Origin of the sequence: Clostridium sp. HCS.1, from assembly GCF_047900555.1 — a bacterium.
GTDB lineage: Bacteria > Bacillota > Clostridia > Clostridiales > Clostridiaceae > Clostridium.
In genome coordinates, this window is the sequence record NZ_CP170704.1 from 1,890,317 (window position 1) to 1,908,393 (window position 18,077).

The 18,077-nt window shown below is 28.2% G+C and carries 17 protein-coding genes, 1 pseudogene and 1 riboswitch; all 18 genes and pseudogenes read left to right on the top strand.

Features of this window, described 5'->3' with window-relative positions; translation table 11 throughout:
* Positions 1-6: 6 nt before the first annotated feature.
* The 18 genes and pseudogenes from ACFYH6_RS09015 to ACFYH6_RS09100 all read left to right on the top strand — a co-directional run bounded on the left by ACFYH6_RS09015 (position 7) and on the right by ACFYH6_RS09100 (position 17,832).
* Positions 7-702 carry an L-ribulose-5-phosphate 4-epimerase gene (locus ACFYH6_RS09015; RefSeq protein ID WP_416179407.1) on the top strand — a complete coding sequence of 232 codons (696 nt, stop codon included), beginning with the start codon at positions 7-9 and terminating at the stop codon, positions 700-702.
* A gap of 31 nt (positions 703-733) precedes the next feature.
* Positions 734-2,227 (top strand): L-arabinose isomerase, encoded by a 1,494-nt coding sequence (gene araA / locus ACFYH6_RS09020; RefSeq protein ID WP_416179406.1) that lies wholly within the window; start codon positions 734-736, stop codon positions 2,225-2,227.
* A 97-nt stretch (positions 2,228-2,324) separates the two neighbouring features.
* Positions 2,325-3,800, top strand: a complete 1,476-nt coding sequence (locus tag ACFYH6_RS09025) for an alpha-N-arabinofuranosidase (protein WP_416179405.1) — start codon at positions 2,325-2,327, stop codon at positions 3,798-3,800.
* A 1-nt stretch (position 3,801) separates the two neighbouring features.
* Positions 3,802-4,056, top strand: a complete 255-nt coding sequence (locus tag ACFYH6_RS09030; RefSeq protein WP_416179505.1) for a DUF6171 family protein — start codon at positions 3,802-3,804, stop codon at positions 4,054-4,056.
* Between the two features lie 99 nt (positions 4,057-4,155).
* Positions 4,156-5,943 (top strand): beta-L-arabinofuranosidase domain-containing protein, encoded by a 1,788-nt coding sequence (locus tag ACFYH6_RS09035; protein ID WP_416179404.1) that lies wholly within the window; start codon positions 4,156-4,158, stop codon positions 5,941-5,943.
* An 89-nt stretch (positions 5,944-6,032) separates the two neighbouring features.
* Entirely contained in the window at positions 6,033-6,851 is an 819-nt protein-coding gene (locus tag ACFYH6_RS09040; protein WP_416179403.1) for an aldo/keto reductase, read from the top strand.
* Between the two features lie 48 nt (positions 6,852-6,899).
* Positions 6,900-6,999: riboswitch (purine riboswitch) on the top strand.
* Positions 7,000-7,220: 221 nt separating this feature from the next.
* Positions 7,221-8,219: an adenosine deaminase gene (add, locus tag ACFYH6_RS09045; RefSeq protein ID WP_416179402.1), complete on the top strand. Its 999-nt coding sequence runs from the start codon at positions 7,221-7,223 to the stop codon at positions 8,217-8,219.
* A gap of 67 nt (positions 8,220-8,286) precedes the next feature.
* A complete protein-coding gene (locus ACFYH6_RS09050; RefSeq protein WP_316342804.1) occupies positions 8,287-8,844 on the top strand; it encodes a DUF6512 family protein in 558 nt (185 codons plus the stop codon).
* 118 nt (positions 8,845-8,962) lie between these two features.
* Entirely contained in the window at positions 8,963-9,937 is a 975-nt protein-coding gene (gene uvsE / locus ACFYH6_RS09055; RefSeq protein WP_416179401.1) for a UV DNA damage repair endonuclease UvsE, read from the top strand.
* A 181-nt stretch (positions 9,938-10,118) separates the two neighbouring features.
* Positions 10,119-11,903: a methyl-accepting chemotaxis protein gene (locus ACFYH6_RS09060; RefSeq protein ID WP_416179400.1), complete on the top strand. Its 1,785-nt coding sequence runs from the start codon at positions 10,119-10,121 to the stop codon at positions 11,901-11,903.
* 221 nt (positions 11,904-12,124) lie between these two features.
* Positions 12,125-12,382, top strand: coding sequence for a hypothetical protein (locus ACFYH6_RS09065; RefSeq protein ID WP_316342807.1), 258 nt, complete (start codon positions 12,125-12,127; stop codon positions 12,380-12,382).
* 16 nt (positions 12,383-12,398) lie between these two features.
* A complete protein-coding gene (locus tag ACFYH6_RS09070) occupies positions 12,399-13,646 on the top strand; it encodes a DNA polymerase thumb domain-containing protein (RefSeq protein ID WP_416179399.1) in 1,248 nt (415 codons plus the stop codon).
* A gap of 273 nt (positions 13,647-13,919) precedes the next feature.
* Positions 13,920-14,246, top strand: a complete 327-nt coding sequence (locus ACFYH6_RS09075; protein ID WP_416179398.1) for an ArsR/SmtB family transcription factor — start codon at positions 13,920-13,922, stop codon at positions 14,244-14,246.
* A 24-nt stretch (positions 14,247-14,270) separates the two neighbouring features.
* Positions 14,271-14,639 carry an arsenite efflux transporter metallochaperone ArsD gene (gene arsD, locus ACFYH6_RS09080; RefSeq protein ID WP_416179397.1) on the top strand — a complete coding sequence of 123 codons (369 nt, stop codon included), beginning with the start codon at positions 14,271-14,273 and terminating at the stop codon, positions 14,637-14,639.
* A 19-nt stretch (positions 14,640-14,658) separates the two neighbouring features.
* Complete coding sequence (arsA, locus tag ACFYH6_RS09085; RefSeq protein WP_416179396.1) at positions 14,659-16,404, top strand: arsenical pump-driving ATPase; 1,746 nt, start codon at positions 14,659-14,661, stop codon at positions 16,402-16,404.
* A 26-nt stretch (positions 16,405-16,430) separates the two neighbouring features.
* A pseudogene (locus tag ACFYH6_RS09090) lies at positions 16,431-16,523 on the top strand (arsenate reductase ArsC); the annotation flags it as partial.
* A 9-nt stretch (positions 16,524-16,532) separates the two neighbouring features.
* A complete protein-coding gene (gene arsB, locus ACFYH6_RS09095) occupies positions 16,533-17,585 on the top strand; it encodes an ACR3 family arsenite efflux transporter (RefSeq protein ID WP_416179395.1) in 1,053 nt (350 codons plus the stop codon).
* 49 nt (positions 17,586-17,634) lie between these two features.
* On the top strand, positions 17,635-17,832 hold the full coding sequence (locus tag ACFYH6_RS09100; RefSeq protein WP_316342813.1) for a DUF4177 domain-containing protein: 198 nt from the start codon (positions 17,635-17,637) through the stop codon (positions 17,830-17,832).
* Positions 17,833-18,077 lie beyond the last annotated feature (245 nt).

Genomic DNA, 18,077 nt, shown 5'->3' on the forward strand with positions numbered 1-18,077 from the left:
GTAAATATGTTAGAAGCATTAAAAAAAGAAGTTTTTGAAGCAAATTTAGCTCTGGTTAAAAATAATCTAGTGGTTTTAACTTGGGGAAACGTTAGTGGAATAGATAGAGAAAATGGATTAGTAGTTATAAAGCCAAGTGGTGTAAGTTATGAAAATATGAAAGAAGAGGATATGGTAGTGGTAGATTTAGAAGGTAATATAGTAGAAGGAAACTTAAGACCTTCATCAGATACAATTACTCATATAGAATTATATAAAAAATATACTAATTTAGGAGGAATAGTTCACACTCATTCTACCTTTGCAACATCTTGGGCACAAGCTAAAAGAGATATTCCACCATATGGAACCACTCATGCAGATACTTTTTATGGACAAGTTCCATGTACTAGGAAATTGACAACTGGAGAAATAAAAACAGAATATGAAAGAAATACAGGTTTTGTAATAATTGAAACCTTAGAATCAAGAAAAATAGAAGTATTAAGTGTTCCAGGAATAATAGTTGGAAGTCATGGCCCATTTTCCTGGGGAGAAACTCCAAATAAAGCAGTTGCTAATGCAATAGTTTTAGAAGAAGTTTCAAAAATGGCTCTTATAACAGAAAATTTAAATAATAGTATAACTCCTATAGATAAGGAGCTTCAAGATAAACATTACTTTAGAAAACATGGTTCAAATGCATATTATGGTCAAAAATAATTATTTAATATAAGGAATAGGAGGGTTTTATATGTTAAATGTTAAAGAATATAATTTTTGGTTTGTAACAGGTAGTCAAGATTTATATGGAGAAGAAACATTAAATCAAGTTGCTATAGATTCTCAAAAAATTGTTGAAGGATTAAATGAAATTGAAGATATAAAATACAATATAGTTTATAAGCCAACAGTTAGAAATGCTAAAGAAATTTATGATGTTTGTTTACAAGCAAATAATGATGAAAATTGTGCAGGAATAATTACATGGATGCATACATTTTCACCAGCTAAAATGTGGATTAAAGGCTTATCTATTTTAAACAAGCCACAACTTCATTTCCACACTCAATTTAATAGAGATATACCATGGGAAACTATAGATATGGACTTTATGAATTTAAATCAATCAGCTCATGGAGATAGAGAATTTGGATTCATAAATACAAGAATGAAAAATAAAAGAAAAGTTATAGTTGGACATTGGCAAGACAAAGAAGTTCATAAGGATATAAATAAATGGATGGGCGTTGCTGTTGCCTTTGTAGAAGGACAAAATATAAAAATAGCTAGATTTGATGATAATATGAGAAATGTTGCTGTAACTGAAGGTGATAAGGTAGAAGCAGCAATAAAACTTGGATGGACTTGTGATGCTTTTGGAATTGGAGATTTAGTAGAAGAAATAGATAAAGTTAAATCAGAAGAAGTAGAAGATTTAATGAAGGTTTATGAAGAAAAATATGATATTTGTAAAGAAGGACAAGTCGATGGTGCTATTAGAGACTCTATAAAATATCAAGCTAAAGTAGAAATTGCACTAAGAAGATTCCTTGAAAAAGGAGAATATACTGCTTTCACAACTAATTTCCAAGTACTACATGGTATGGAACAATTACCAGGCTTAGCTGTACAAAGACTTATGGAAGAGGGCTATGGCTTTGGCGGAGAAGGAGATTGGAAAACTGCTGGCTTAGTAAGACTTATGAAAATAATGGCAAATAATATTGGTACTTCCTTTATGGAAGATTACACATATCATTTTGAACCAGGTAATGAAATGATATTAGGAGCTCATATGTTAGAAGTTTGCCCAACAATTTCTGCTAATAAGCCAATAATAGATGTAAAACCTTTATCAATTGGAGATAAGGGGGATCCAGCTAGACTTATATTTAATGGACAAGCAGGTAAGGCTATATGTGCTTCCTTAGTAGACTTAGGTGGAAGAATGAGATTAATAATTAATGAAGTAAATGCAAAGGAAGTTGAAAAGGATTTACCTAATCTTCCAGTTGCTAGAGTTTTATGGACTCCAGAACCATCATTAAAAATAGGTGCTGAAGCATGGATATTAGCTGGTGGAGCTCATCATACTTCATTTTCATATGTAGTTGATTCAGAACAATTATGTAGTCTTGCAGATATGTATGACTTAGAAGTTGTTGTTATAGGAAAAAATACAAATATAAGAGATTTTTCAAATGAACTAAAGTGGAATGGTATTTATTGGATGCTAAATAAATAATAAACTTAGGAATTTAGTAGTAAAAATCAAATTTAAATAATTATAATATTTAAAATAATTATAATATTTAAAATAATAAAACTTAAGAGGTGAAGAAATGGCAAAGTATATAATAAACACTGAAAAACAACTTTCAAAAATAAATAAGGAAATCTATGGACACTTTTCAGAACATTTAGGAAGATGCATTTATGAAGGAATATATGTTGGAGAAGATTCTGATATACCAAATGTAAATGGGATGAGAAAAGATGTTGTAGAAGCTTTAAAGGAAATAAAAATTCCAGTTTTAAGATGGCCAGGTGGTTGTTTTGCTGATGAATACCATTGGAAAGATGGTATTGGTCCAAAGAAAAATAGAAAGAAACTTATAAACACTCATTGGGGTGGAACTTTAGAAGATAATAGTTTTGGAACTCATGAATTTATGGAGTTATGCAGACAACTTGAATGTGAACCTTATATAAATGGTAATTTAGGTAGTGGTACAGTTCAAGAAATGTCAGAATGGGTGGAATATTTAACTTTTGATGGAGTATCTCCAATGGCTGATCTTAGAAAAGAAAATGGACACGAAGCAGCTTGGAAGGTTAAATACTTTGGAGTAGGTAATGAAAATTGGGGCTGTGGTGGAAATATGACTGCAGAATTCTATGCTAATATGTATAGAAGATATCAAACTTATTGCAGAAACTATCCAGGAAATCAATTATATAAAATAGCTTGTGGCCCTCATGATAATGATTATGAATGGACAGAAGAGCTAATGAAATCTGCTGGTAATTTCATGGACGGATTAAGTTTACATTATTATACTTTCCCAGGTGGATGGAGTAATAAAGGTGATGCTAGAGATTTTGATAATGAAGCTTGGTATAAAACATTGAAGAAAACTCTTGAAATGGATGAATTTATAAAAAATCATATGAAAATAATGAATAAATATGATAAAGAAGAAAGAGTTGCTTTAATTGTAGATGAATGGGGTAGCTGGTATGATGTTGAAGCTGGAACTAACCCAGGTTTCTTATATCAACAAAATACTATGAGAGATGCTCTTATTGCTGGTATTAACTTAAATATTTTTAATAAAAATTCAAGAAGAGTAAAGATGGCTAATATAGCTCAAATAGTAAATGTACTACAAGCTGTTATATTAACAGAAGGTGAAAAGATGATATTAACACCAACTTATCATGTATTTAATATGTATAAAGATCACCAAGAAGCAACTCTTTTAGAAAGTTATATTGAGACTAAAGAAATAGGATTAGAAGAGGATAGTTTAGTACCTAATTTACATGAATCAGCTTCAGTAGATAAGAATGGTAGAATAATATTTACTATTAATAATTTATCTTTAACTGAGGATTATAATGTAGAAACAGAATTGTTAGGTAAAAATCCTACAAAGATTACAGCAAATATATTAACTAATGAAATGAATGCGTGCAATACATTTGAAGACCCTAATACTGTTACTATTAAAGAATTTAATGATTTCACAGTAACAGAAAAAGGATTAAGCTTTACAATTCCAAAATGCAGTGTTATGAGATTTATTATTGAATAATATGAGTAAACCATTTTGCAAAAGATGCCTTATGGATGAAGTTTTAAGTGATGAAGAATATATTCATATGAAGGAATACATTTCTGCAATTGATGATTATATTAAGTCTAGTGATGAAGAATATGAAAGAAGACTAAATATATGTAAGGAATGTGACCTATTAATAAATGGAATGTGCAAGCTTTGTGGATGCTTCGTTGAAATTAGAGCTGCTGTTAAAAAGAATTATTGTCCAAATAAAAATCGATATTGGTAAAATAATAAATACTAATTAAATATAAAAAATAATATCAATTTGAGTACCACTAGTATAAGAATTGATATTATTTTTTTATAAAATTTTGAGAGGTTATATATGAATAAAATAAGTTTATTAAATGGAATATTTAAGGATTCAGAAAATAAAGGAAAGGCATATTTACTTTACTTAGATGCTGATAGCCTATTAGCACCTTGCTATGAAGCAATTGGACTAAAACCTAAAAAACATAGATATGGTGGATGGGAAGAAAGAGAAATAAGTGGTCATTCTCTTGGTCACTACCTTTCAGCATTATCCTATATGTATATAGCAACAGATGATATAAAGATTAAAGAAAAGATAAATTATGTAATAGATGAATTAAGTTACTTACAAGAGGTAGAAAAAAGTGGCTATGTAAGTGGCTTTAAAAAGGATTGCTTTGATAAGGTTTTTAGTAAAAATTTTAATGTATCAAGATTTGATTTAGGAGATAGTTGGGTTCCTTGGTATAGCATCCATAAAATATATGCAGGACTTTTAGATTGTTGTAAGTTAACTAATAATGAAAAAGCTTTAAAAATATTAATTAAATTATCTGATTGGGCAAAAAAGGGATTAGATAATTTAACAGAAGAAGAATTTGATAAAATGCTTTATTGTGAACATGGTGGAATGTGTGAAGTTTTTGGAGAACTTTATGAAATAACTAATAATAAGGATTATTTAAATTTAGCTATAAGATTTATAGATAAAGAAATTATATATCCTTTAATGAATAGTAGAGATGAATTAGAAGAAAAGCATGCAAATACTCAAATTCCTAAAATCCATGGAATAGCTAAATTATATGATATAACAAAAGATATGAAATATAAAAATGCCTGTGAATATTTCTGGAATATAGTTACTAATGAAAGATCCTATTCATTTGGTGGAAATAGTATTGATGAACACTTTGGTAAGATAGGAACTGAAGCTTTAGGAGTTACAACAGCAGAAACTTGTAATACTTACAATATGTTAAAGCTTACAGAATACTTATATAAGTGGAATCATGATAGTAAATACATGGACTATTATGAAAAAGCATTATACAATCATATACTTGCATCTCAAGATCCTATAACTGGAATGAAAACTTATTTTGTATCTACTAAGCCAGGACATTTTAAGGTGTATTGTTCTCCTGATAATTCTTTTTGGTGTTGTACAGGAAGTGGAATGGAGAATCCAGGTAAATATACAAGGAACATATATTATGTAGATAATAATGATATATATGTAAACTTATTTATAAGTTCAACTCTAGAATTACAAGAAAGAAATATAAAAATAAATCAAATTACTGATTTTCCAAAGGAAGAAAAAACAAAAATAATTTTCAAGGAAAGTAATAATGAAAGGTATACTTTAAAAATTAGAGTGCCATATTGGATTAGTAGTGATATTGAAGTCCTATTAAATCATAAGGAAATAAGCTTTACAAAAGAAAAAGGGTATATTTCAGTAAATAAACTCTGGGAAAAAGGTGATACTTTAGAGATAAAATTAAATATGAATTTACACATCTATAATTCAAGGGAAGATGAAAATAAAGTTTGCTTTATGTATGGACCTTTAGTATTAGCAGGTGCCTTTGGTAGAGAAGAGTTCCCAGAAAGTGATATAGTAGAAGACCATTTAAAGTTAAATAATCATAAGGATATAGATATACCTATTATAGTAAGCGAAGATCATAATCTACTTAATAAAGTGAAAAAAATAGAAAATAAAGATGACTTAGAATTTGAACTTAGTTTTAGTAATGAATCTAATGATGTTGTAAGATTAATACCTTTTTATAATCTTCATCATGAAAGATATAGTCTTTATTTTACAAAAATAAGTAAATCCAACTAACTTTTCATTAATTATATTTAGAATTTTTTGTTTTTTCTAATTATTTTGATATAATTATAAATATAATTAATATTTTAGGAGGTATGAATATGAATATAGATAGTAAGATAAAGATGAATACTGGAAATGGCATTTATCAATTAGGCTTAGGGGTTTGGAGAAGTGGTGAAGAAACTAAAAATGCAGTTCTTGCTGCATTAAAAGCTGGTTATAGACATATAGATACAGCTGCTGTTTATGGAAATGAAGAAGCCGTTGGAGAAGCCATAAAAGAAAGTGGAATTCCAAGGGAAGAATTATTTATAACAACTAAGTTATGGAATCAAGATATGAGAGATGAAAGAGTAATGGAAGCTTTTGAAACTAGCTTAAAGAAACTTGGTTTAGACTATGTTGATTTATATTTAATACACTGGCCAGTTAAGGATAAATATATTAAATCCTATAAAGTTATGGAGGAAATATATAAAGGTGGAAGAGCAAAGGCAATAGGAGTTTCAAACTTTAAAACACACCATTTACAAGATTTATTAGATAACACGGAAATTGTTCCAGCTGCAAATCAAATGGAATTTAATCCTCAAATGCAAGATAATGATATATTAGAAATGTGCAAAGAAAAAGGGATAGTTTTGGAGGCATGGTCACCACTTGGTTCAGGTGCTTGCTTAAATAATAGTGAAATAATAGAAATAGGTAAAAAGTATAATAAATCAGCAGCACAAGTAATAATTAGATGGTTACTACAAAAAGGCATTGTAGTATTCCCTAAATCTGTCCATGAAGATAGAATTAAAGAAAATGCTGATGTCTTTGATTTTGAATTAACTAATGAAGAAGTTGAATTAATGAATGGCATGAATAAAAATCTTAGAACTGGTTCAGATCCAGATACATTTAATTTCTAATAATATATTGACTTATTTAGTATCTATGGTAAAATAATGATAATTTAAAATTATGGATATAAAATACTTCGTATAACCCTAATAATATGGTTTAGGGGTCTCTACCAAGAACCAATAATTCTTGATTACGGGGAAATCATTTATTTGTGATTTCTTCGTAATCAGGAATTTTTTTATTTTTTAGGAATTTATAAAAATATTACCCTTTTAATAATTTTTTATAAATTCCTTTCCTTCAGTGTTAGAGGATATAGATATTATATTCTGGCGACTTGGAGCTTGCGACGGAGCAAAGAATATAATATCTATATCCTTTTTATACATTTTTATATATTTATTTTAAGTTTATTTAAAAAGAGGAGTGATTTTATGGATATTAATAAGTTGCCCAAAGTAGAATTACATTGCCACTTAGACGGAAGCTTAAGAGTGGAAACTGTAATAGAACTTGCTAAAGAAGAAGGAATAGCTTTAGATAGTTATGAATATGAGTATGTTAAAAATTTATTGACAGTTGGAGAAAATTGTAGTTCTTTAGATGAGTATTTAGAAAAATTTGATCTTCCTAATATGGTATTACAAACTAAAGAAAATTTAAGAAGAGCAGCCTTTGAATTGTTAGAAGATGCAGCAAAGGAAAACATTAAGTATATAGAAATAAGATTTGCTCCAATTTTTCATACTAAAAAGGGCCTTGAATTAGAAGAAATAATTGAAAGTGTTATTGAAGGAATTAGGTATGCGGAAAAACTTTATGATATAAAAGGTAATGTAATAATTTCTTGTATAAGAGGATTAGACCTAGAACATGTATATGATTCTATAGAAGCAGGTTCAAAGTTTCTTGGAAAAGGTGTTGTTGCAATAGATTTAGCTGCTACAGAAAAAGAAGATTTCGCATATGAATATGTAGATGCAATGAAATTAGCTAAGGAAAAGGGATTTAGAATTACTATCCATGCTGGAGAAACAGGCTTTGGTAAAAATGTAAGAGATTCTATAAATCTTTTAGGAGCTGAAAGAATAGGACATGGTGTTTTTATCTATAATGATAAAGAAGCCTATGATTTAGTAAAGAATTTAGGCGTTACTTTGGAGATGTGCCCAAAGAGTAACATTGACACAAAAGCTGTAAATCTATATTCTAATCACCCGATATATAACTATCATAAGGAGGGTATAAAGGTAAATATAAGTACTGATAATAGAACAGTTTCTAATGTAACATTAAATGAAGAAACTAATAATGTATTAAATACCTTTAATATAACTTTAGATGAATATAGAGAAATATATATAAATAGTGTACAAGCATCCTTTTGTGATGATAAAACAAAGGAAAAATTAATTGAATTTATTAATTACTAATTTTATTTACGTATTATTTTAAAATTTCTCCATAAAATAATATAGAAGTGTTTTAAGGAGAAATAAAATGAAGTGCAAAAGGTTATTTAATTTTGAAATAGTAGGTGTATTTGTAATTTTTGCTTTAGGTGTATTATGGCATTCCCTATATAACCTATCAAATGAAAATATCATTGTAGGACTTATAGCACCAATAAATGAAAGCATCTGGGAGCATTGGAAACTTGGATTATATCCAATTTTAATATACTCAATTGTAGAATATGCTTTTGTGAAAAAAGAAGCAAATAACTTTTTATTTAGTAAATTTATTTGTATTTTAGTATTTGAAATTGTTTGCTTTTCTATAACTGCTTTATGGAGTTTTTTCTTCAAAGATCTTGGAGCAACAACTGAAATGATAGTGGACATAGTAGCCTATTTATTAGGAATACTAATAGGGCAAACTGTATCTTATATAATAGGTTGTATAACTTTACCGAATAAAAAGTTAAGATATATTGCATTAATTGGTATATTACTTCATATTATAGTATTTGTAATTTTTACCTTTAAGCCACCTATGCAAGAATATTTTAAAGATGCAAAAACAGGAGAATATGGCATTTATAAAATGAAGGGTTAAATTAATGAAACTGTATAATAACATAAAATATGACTTCCAAATTTTTAGGACCTCAATTGAGGTCTTTTTAATATTTATATATATTTTTTAAAATTATTTCCAACAAAGGAGACTGATTATGAGAATAAGAATTGGTTATGTAGCAATTTCAAAGGTATTAGGTAAAAAAGTGACTAGCTCTAGTACTGTTACTTTTGCTAATTATAATAAAATTTTTTCTGAAGAAAAAAGATTAGAAAAGCTAAAAACAGTAACATTATCAAATTTAGCAGCTCTTCAAGAAATATTAAAATATAATATAGAAAAGGAAATACACTTTTATAGAATAACCTCTGCCTTAATTCCATTAGTAACTCATCCAGAGGTTGGCTATTGGGGACATAGAGAAATATTTAAAAAGGATTTTCAGTACATAGGAAAGCTTATTAAAGAATCTAACATGAGAGTTGATACTCATCCTGATGAATTTAATGTAATAAATAGCACAAATTCTAAGGTTGTAGAAAATACCCTTATAAATTTACAAAGGCAAGTTGAATGGTTTGAAGATATGGATTATAAAGAAGGGAAAATGGTAATTCATGTAGGTGGAGCTACTGGTGGAAAAGAAGCTGCCTTAAAAAGATTTGTAGAAAATTTTAATACTTTCCCTAAGGATATAAGAGAAAAAGTTATAATTGAAAATGATGATAAAACCTATACAGTTAAAGAAACTTTAAAATTATGCCAAGAGTTAAATACTCCAATGGTTTTAGATATACATCATCATAACTGTAATAATAATGGAGAAGACATTAAAGATTTATTAGAGGATATATTAAATACATGGAGCAATGAAAAATTACCTGCTAAAATGCATTTTTCTTCTCCAAAAGATAAGACCTTGGTAGATAAAGTTGATAAAAAACATTCAGATTATATAGATGTAGAGGATTTTATAAAATTTATTGAATTGTTAAAAATATTTAATAGAGATGTAGATATAATGCTAGAATGCAAAGAAAAAGATGTGGCTTTATTTAAATTAGTTAAAGATATAAAAGAAATAAAACCAGAATATAAGTGGATTGATGAAACAACTTTAAATGTATAGTCTTACTTTATCCTAAGTATATATAAGTAGAAAGAAAAATATTAAATAATAAAAATTATTAAAAAATAAATTTTATAGTACAGTTTTAATACTCTCATACGAGTATTTATATGTAGATAATTAGTAGTAAGAAATTATAAAAATATATACTAAGGATTTTTTTAAAAAGGAGGACTATTTTATGAAAAAAGTTAAATTAGGATTAAAGGTTAGATCGAGATTAATTGTTATGACAATGCTAATTTCATTAGTTACAGCCTTAATAATAACTATTACAATGACTTTAAGAAGTATTGAAAATAATAATAAAGTTTTAGCTACTCAAAAAGCTAGTTTAATAGAAGATTATGATAAGATGATTAAAGAACAAGTAGAAATTGCTATTTCTATGATTGATGTAATTAATGAAAAAACAAAAACAGGAGAACTTACAATTGATGAAGCTAAAAAGCAAAGTGCTGAGTTATTAAGAAATCTACGATTTGGAGAAGAGGGATATTTTTGGGCAGATACTGTTGAAGGGGTAAATGTTGTTTATTTAGGAACTAATACAGAAGGCAAAAATAGGCTTAATGACAAAGATGCTAAGGGAAATTATATGATAAAAGATATAATTGAAAATGGTAAAAAAGAAAATGGAGGGTATACTGATTATTGGTTTACTAGAAGAGAAGGAAGTGAAGCTGTAGAAAAAAGAGGTTATAGTAAGCTTTACAAGCCTTTTAATTGGGTAGTAGGAACAGGAAATTACATAGACGATATTAATGATATAATACATATAAAATCAGAAGAATTTAGAAGAGATTTAATAAATGGAATAATAATAAATATAATTTTACTTATAGCAGCATTAATTAATTCCATAATTTTAGCATCTATTTCAAGTAAACAAATTACAAATCCAATTATGAAAATTAAAGATTTCGCCTTAAGACTATCTTCCTATGATTTTAGTGATCCAATTAATTTTAAGAGTAAGGATGAGTTTGGAGAAACTGCTGATGCACTAAATAAGGCTCAAGAAAATGTAAGTTCTTTAGTAAAATTAATAGTTCAGGATTCTGAAAATATTGGTGCATCATCAGAGGAATTATCAGCAACAGTAGAGGAGTTATTTTCTAAAGCTATAATTATAGATGAATCTATAGACTCCATTTCTAGTTTAATACAAGAAAATGGAGCAGTAACAGAAGAAATAAGTGCTTCTATGGAAGAAGTAGATGCAAGTGTAAATATTTTATCAGAAAAATCTATGGATGGAAGTAATATATCAAATTCTGCTAAAAAGAGAGCTAAAGAAGTTAAGAATAGTAGTGAAGAAGCAATTAAAGAAACTAGAGAAATTTATAATGAGAAAAAAGAAAAGATGGAGAAGGCAATTGAAGATGGTAAAGTTGTTGAAAATATAAAAATCATGATGGATACCATTGGAGATATAGCTGGTCAAACTAATTTGCTTGCTTTAAACGCAGCTATAGAAGCAGCAAGAGCAGGGGAACAAGGAAAAGGCTTTGCAGTTGTTGCAGAGGAAGTAAGAACCCTTGCAGAGCAATCAGCAGAAGCAGTAAAAAATATTAAAGAAACAATTTCAAAAGTTCAGAATGCATTTAAAGCTAGTATTGAAGCTGGAACTGATATGTTAGAATTTATTAATACTAAAGTAAACTTTCAATTAGACTCTTATGGAGAAACAGGCAATAAGTATTATGATGATTCTGATTTTGTAAGTAATATGTCTGATGAAATTGCAGCTATGTCTGAAGAAATAACAGCCACAGTTGGACAAGTTACCGAAGCAGTTCAAAATATATCTATATCTTCACAAGTATCAAGTGAAAAAGCAGAAGACATTAGAGAAAGTATGAAAGAAGCTACAAAGGCTATAGAACAAGTGGCTCAATCTGCTCAAAGCCAAGCAGAGCTTGCTCAAAAACTAAATGAAATGGTACAAATGTTTAATATATAAGTTTAATTAATATCTTAAATAAATAAGAAAAACCCAGTAAGACTGAACTGCCCCTGTCAAGTAGACAGGGGGCAGTTCACTTTGATATCTTACTGGGTTTTTTATTTAAGAAAATAAGTTTTTGAATATTTTGTCCAATAAAAAGGCATAATATAATTATCTTTACAAAAGAACATATGTTCGATATAATTGATTTAGGGATTTCCAAGGGAGGGATATATTTGAAAGTTGTTGCTAAACCAATACAAATGATAGCATGGTTTAATAAGGATGGTTCTATTAATCCTCTTAGATTTAAGTTAGATGAAGATGAAGTTAAAGTAATAAAAATAGAAAAAATACTAAAAAGGGAAAAGGAAAGATTAGCAGGTAGTATAATGGAAAAATTCTTATGTAGCAGTTGTATAAATGGGGAAGAAAAATTATATGAAATAAAATATGATTCAAGCACTTATAAATGGATACTTTTTAAGTATTAGAAGGGAAGGGAATATCTTGAATGAAAGAATAGTATTTCACATAGATGTTAATTCAGCATACCTTTCATGGACAGCTATTAGGATGCTACAATTAGGAGAAATTACAGAAGATATTCGAACAATTCCATCTATTGTAGGTGGAAATAGAGATGAAAGACATGGAATTGTACTTGCTAAATCTATACCTGCAAAAAAATATGGAATAAAAACAGGAGAAACTATTGTAGAAGCGTTAAAGAAATGCCCAAGCTTAAAAATATTTAGACCTAATTATAAGCTATATATAAATTGTAGCAATGCTATGTATAACCTTCTTTATGAATATTCACCCATAATACAAAGATATTCAGTAGATGAAGTTTTTATGGATATGAGTCATTATAAAGAAATTTATATGGAGAAAGCATTGGAAATAAAAAATAGAATAAAAAGTGAACTTGGATTTACTGTTAATATAGGTATAAGCAGTAATAAGTTATTAGCTAAAATGGCTAGTGATTTTGATCCTAAGGATTCAATACACACTTTATTTAAAGAAGATATAAAAGATAAAATGTGGCCACTTCCTGTAGATAATTTATTTATGGTAGGAAGGGCAACTAAAAGAAATTTAGATAAACTAAATATAAGCACTATTGGAGATTTAGCTAATTTTGATTTAAGTCTACTTCAAAGCGTTTTTAAAAGCCATGGTAAAGTTATATATAATTATGCAAATGGAATAGATGAATCTTCTGTTAGAAAATATAATTATATAGATGTTAAAGGTATTGGAAATTCAACTACTATAGCTTGGGATGTTACTACTAAGGAAGAGGCATTAAAGGTAATATTATCTCTTACTGAATCTGTTTCTAGTAGATTAAGAAATAATGAGAGTTTATGTAAAGTAGTTGCAATATCAATAAAAGGATTTAATTTTGAAAGATATATTCATCAAAAGACTCTAGAAAATTATACAGATTCAACGGAAGAAATTTTTAATGAAGTATCTAAGGCTTTTGAAGAATGCTGGAGAGGAGAAGCTATAAGACAAATTGGAGTTAGAGTAACTAAGCTATGCAGTAATGAATTTTTTCAAAGCTCTTTATTTGATAATAAAACCATAGAAAAGCGACGTGCTTTAGATAAGGCTATTGATTCTATAAGAAATAGATATGGGAATAATTCAGTAATAAGATCAACATTTCTTCATTCTGGAATAAAGGCTATAAATGGAGGAAATGGAGAGGAAGATTATCCAATGATGGGAAGCATTTTATAATATTTAAAAAAGTATTTATAAATTCCTTCCTTAAGTTTTGAAGTGTATCTATTAATTTTACGATGACTTGGAGCAAATCCCAGGTCATAAATAAAATTACATAGATGCATTTTTTTCTTTTATAAATGTAACAAAGTTAATGTTAAATCATATCATATAGATATATGTCTATTTAATTAATTATAAAACTAATATTAAACAGGAATATATTGACAATATATAGATATTTATCTATATTATAAATAGAAGGTCATCTATTTAAGGAGGAGTAATATGAATAATGATTACGAAATAAATGCAAAGATTTTTAAGGCATTAGGTGATCCTAATAGGTTGAAAATATTAGATATTTTATCATGTGGAGAAAAATGTGCATGTGATTTATTAGAAAGTTTTGAGTTTACTCAACCCACATTATCACATCATATAAAGGTATTGATTGAATGTGGACTAGTATTATCTAGAAAAGATGGGATATGGAATTATTATAAATTACATATTACTAATGCTAACAGATTAGTTTTAACCTTAATGAATATTATTACTGATACTGAAGAATGTATTTGTAAGCAAAAGGAATGTGTATGCAAAAATAATTAAATTTTTAAAGGAGTGTGTATTATTATGAAAAAAATGATTATTTTCGATCCTGCAATGTGTTGTTCTACAGGGGTTTGTGGACCATCTGTAAATCCAGAACTTTTAAGAATATCAACAATACTAAATAACTTAAATAGTAAAGGTATATTAGTTGAAAGATATAACTTAACAAGTAATCCTCAAATATTTGTTGATAACAAAACAATAAATGAAATATTGATGAAACAAGGCGTTGATGTACTACCAGTAACAATGGTTGATGGAAAGGTTGTAAAAAAAGGAAGTTATCCAACTAATGAAGAGATATGTAATTTACTAGGTATATCTCCTGATTTATTAAAAGCAGAAGTTAATAAATCTAATGGCTGTAACTGTAAAGGTGGATGCTGTTAATTAATGAGGAGTGATATAAATGTATAAAACATTTGATATAAAAGAGATAAACCTAACTAAATATTTATTTTTCACAGGCAAAGGTGGAGTTGGCAAGACTTCAGTAGCTTGTGCAACAGCAGTATTCTTAGCAGATAAAGGAAAGAAAATAATGCTTATTAGTACAGATCCAGCTTCAAATCTTCAAGATGTTTTCGATACAGAACTAAATAATAAAGGTGTTGAAATAAAAGATGTTCCTAATTTAGTTATAGCAAATTTTGATCCTGAATCAGCAGCAGCAGAATATAAGGAAAGTGTTATAGCTCCATATAGAGGAAAATTACCAGAAGCTGTGTTAAACAATATGGAAGAGCAACTTTCAGGATCTTGTACAGTTGAAATTGCTGCTTTTAATGAGTTTTCTTCATTTATTACAGATGAAAAAGCGGCAAATGAATTTGATCATATAATTTTTGATACGGCTCCAACTGGACATACATTAAGAATGCTTCAATTACCATCAGCTTGGAGTAATTTTATAAGTGAAAATACTCATGGTGCATCATGTTTAGGACAATTGTCAGGTCTTGAAAGCAAGAAGGAAGTTTATAAGAATGCAGTTTCTAATTTAGCTGACAGTACAAAGACCACTCTTATACTTGTATCTAGGCCAGAAGAATCGCCATTAAAAGAAGCTGAAAGAGCATCAAATGAGCTTAAAGATATAGGTGTGAAAAATCAAATATTAGTTATAAATGGAGTTTTACAAAGCCATGATGATGAATTATCTACTGCATTATATTATAAACAGCAAAGTGCATTAGAAGAGATTCCAAAAGAATTAAAAAATACTATAACTTATGAAATACCATTAAGACCTTATAATATAACAGGCCTTGAAAATGTAAGATCACTATTAAAAGATAATAATATTAAGGCAAGCACAGATTTATTAAATTCAGCATTTATTCCAAGATTAAATAATGTTATAGATGATTTATTTAATACCAATAAAAAAGTTATTTTTACAATGGGAAAAGGTGGCGTAGGTAAAACAACTATTGCAGCTGCCATTGCAATTGGATTAGCTAAAAAGGGTAAAAAGGTCCATTTAACCACAACAGATCCTGCAGCACATTTAAAATTTGTTATAGATGAAGGTTATGGAATTACATTAAGTCGTATTGATGAGAAGGAAGAACTAGAAAATTATAAGGAAGAAGTTTTAAATAAAGCAAGAGAAACAATGAGTGGCGCTGATATTGAGTATATTGAAGAAGATTTAAGATCCCCTTGCACTCAAGAAATAGCAGTTTTTAGAGCCTTTGCTGAAATCGTTGAAAAATCAGAAAATGAAATTGTAGTTATTGATACTGCACCAACAGGTCATACACTATTACTCCTAGATTCAACTCAAAGCTATCATAGAGAAATTCAAAGATCAGAAGGAGATATACCAGAATCAGTTAAAAAGCTTTTACCAACACTAAGAAATGAAAAAGAAACAGAGGTTATAATTGTAACTTTAGCAGAAACTACTCCTGTATATGAGGCTATGAGATTACAAAAAGACTTAAATAGAGCGGGTATAAATAGCAAGTGGTGGGTAATAAATTCAAGCCTATATGCTACTAATACAAGTAATGAAATATTAAAAGCTAAGGCAAGTAATGAAATAAAATGGATAAATAAAGTGGATGAAATATCTCATGGAAACTTTGCAGTAATAAAGTGGAAAGCAGAAGAAGTAAAAGGCGATAAATTATTAGAAGTAATTAAATAGGAGGAGATACTAATGATGAAAAAGAAGGTAGCTCTGATGAAGAATTTATTAAAGTTGCAAAAATTATAGAAGAAAAAACAAAAAATTTAGCAAAGAGAATTTATAATAATGATATATAGGAGGGAATTATGGGAGAAAATAAAGGAAAGGGACTAGGAGTATTTGAAAAGTATCTAACAATATGGGTTGCCGTATGTATTGTAATAGGTATTTCAATTGGACAGTTACTTCCTATTATACCTGAAACATTAAACAAGTTTGAGTATTACAATGTATCTATACCAGTAGCTATATTAATATGGCTTATGATATATCCAATGATGCTAAAAATAGATTTTTCAAGTGTTTTAAATGCTACAAAAAAACCAAAGGGACTTATTGTAACTTGCACTACTAACTGGTTGATAAAGCCATTTACTATGTATGTAATAGCAGCATTTTTCTTGCTTATAGTATTTAAAGGGATTATTGCACCAGATTTAGCTAAAGAGTATTTAGCAGGAGCAGTTTTATTAGGGGCAGCACCTTGTACAGCAATGGTATTTGTATGGAGTCACTTAACTAAAGGTGATCCAGCTTATACTTTAGTTCAAGTAGCAGTAAATGATTTAATTATTTTAATTGCATTTACACCTATAGTAGCATTTTTACTAGGAATAGGGAATGTTTCTATACCATTTGGAACTTTAATATTATCAACTATATTATTTGTTGTAATTCCTTTAGTATTAGGATATGTAACACGAACTTTAGTAATTAAAAATAAGGGAAAAGATTATTTTGAAAATGTATTTTTAAAGAAGTTTGACAATGTAACAATAATAGGATTACTTTTAACTTTAATAATACTATTTTCATTCCAAGGTGATACTATATTAAATAATCCAATTCATATATTACTAATTGCAATTCCACTTACAATTCAAACATTTTTTATATTTGGATTTGCATATATTTGGGCAAAACTTTGGAAGTTACCTCATAATATTGCAGCACCAGCAGGAATGATAGGGGCAAGTAATTTCTTTGAACTTTCAGTTGCAGTAGCAATTTCTCTTTTTGGATTGCAATCGGGAGCAGCACTAGCGACAGTTGTTGGAGTACTAGTTGAGGTGCCAGTAATGTTGACATTAGTTAAAATAGCAAACAAAACAAGAAAATTGTTTCCTATTGAAGAATAAATTAGTATTTTAAGTAAATAATAAATATAGGAAGGAGGCTATGTAAATTATGAAATATGAATATAAAGTCATTAAAATAACTTCGATAAAAGGATTAGGGAATTCAGAAGAATTACAGAAAGAACTTAATGATTATGGAAATTCAGGATGGGAATTAGTTGGGGGTTTAAAAAAGCCTCATGAAGGTGTAGGCTGGATTCCAAAAGAAGATGAAGGTTCAGTAATTTTTAAAAGACAGATTGTTTAACTATAAATATTCCATTATATTGATTAATAAGATATAGAGATATGTCATAAAGGTGAGTATATGATTTTAAAAATAAAAATAGCCAGTATAGAAATTAATTAATGGTCCGCTAAAACACATAAATTAAAATTTATATACCAGCTAATTTAATTATATAGTATATGAAGGAACAGAGTAAAGTATTATCTTTACTCTGTTTTTATAGAATTGAAGCATGAAAAAGATTAGTATTAGTTTAATAATTC

What these genes read in the sequence shown, in the direction of transcription:
- ACFYH6_RS09015 (WP_416179407.1), top strand. Translation starts at nt 7, where the DNA reads ATGTTAGAAGCATTAAAAAAAGAAGTTTTTGAAGCAAATTTAGCTCTG.
- arsB (WP_416179395.1), top strand. Translation starts at nt 16,533, where the DNA reads ATGGGAGAAAATAAAGGAAAGGGACTAGGAGTATTTGAAAAGTATCTA.
- uvsE (WP_416179401.1), top strand. Translation starts at nt 8,963, where the DNA reads ATGAGAATAAGAATTGGTTATGTAGCAATTTCAAAGGTATTAGGTAAA.
- arsD (WP_416179397.1), top strand. Translation starts at nt 14,271, where the DNA reads ATGAAAAAAATGATTATTTTCGATCCTGCAATGTGTTGTTCTACAGGG.
- ACFYH6_RS09030 (WP_416179505.1), top strand. Translation starts at nt 3,802, where the DNA reads ATGAGTAAACCATTTTGCAAAAGATGCCTTATGGATGAAGTTTTAAGT.
- ACFYH6_RS09040 (WP_416179403.1), top strand. Translation starts at nt 6,033, where the DNA reads ATGAATATAGATAGTAAGATAAAGATGAATACTGGAAATGGCATTTAT.
- ACFYH6_RS09050 (WP_316342804.1), top strand. Translation starts at nt 8,287, where the DNA reads ATGAAGTGCAAAAGGTTATTTAATTTTGAAATAGTAGGTGTATTTGTA.
- ACFYH6_RS09060 (WP_416179400.1), top strand. Translation starts at nt 10,119, where the DNA reads ATGAAAAAAGTTAAATTAGGATTAAAGGTTAGATCGAGATTAATTGTT.
- ACFYH6_RS09025 (WP_416179405.1), top strand. Translation starts at nt 2,325, where the DNA reads ATGGCAAAGTATATAATAAACACTGAAAAACAACTTTCAAAAATAAAT.
- arsA (WP_416179396.1), top strand. Translation starts at nt 14,659, where the DNA reads ATGTATAAAACATTTGATATAAAAGAGATAAACCTAACTAAATATTTA.
- ACFYH6_RS09075 (WP_416179398.1), top strand. Translation starts at nt 13,920, where the DNA reads ATGAATAATGATTACGAAATAAATGCAAAGATTTTTAAGGCATTAGGT.
- ACFYH6_RS09100 (WP_316342813.1), top strand. Translation starts at nt 17,635, where the DNA reads ATGAAATATGAATATAAAGTCATTAAAATAACTTCGATAAAAGGATTA.
- araA (WP_416179406.1), top strand. Translation starts at nt 734, where the DNA reads ATGTTAAATGTTAAAGAATATAATTTTTGGTTTGTAACAGGTAGTCAA.
- add (WP_416179402.1), top strand. Translation starts at nt 7,221, where the DNA reads ATGGATATTAATAAGTTGCCCAAAGTAGAATTACATTGCCACTTAGAC.
- ACFYH6_RS09035 (WP_416179404.1), top strand. Translation starts at nt 4,156, where the DNA reads ATGAATAAAATAAGTTTATTAAATGGAATATTTAAGGATTCAGAAAAT.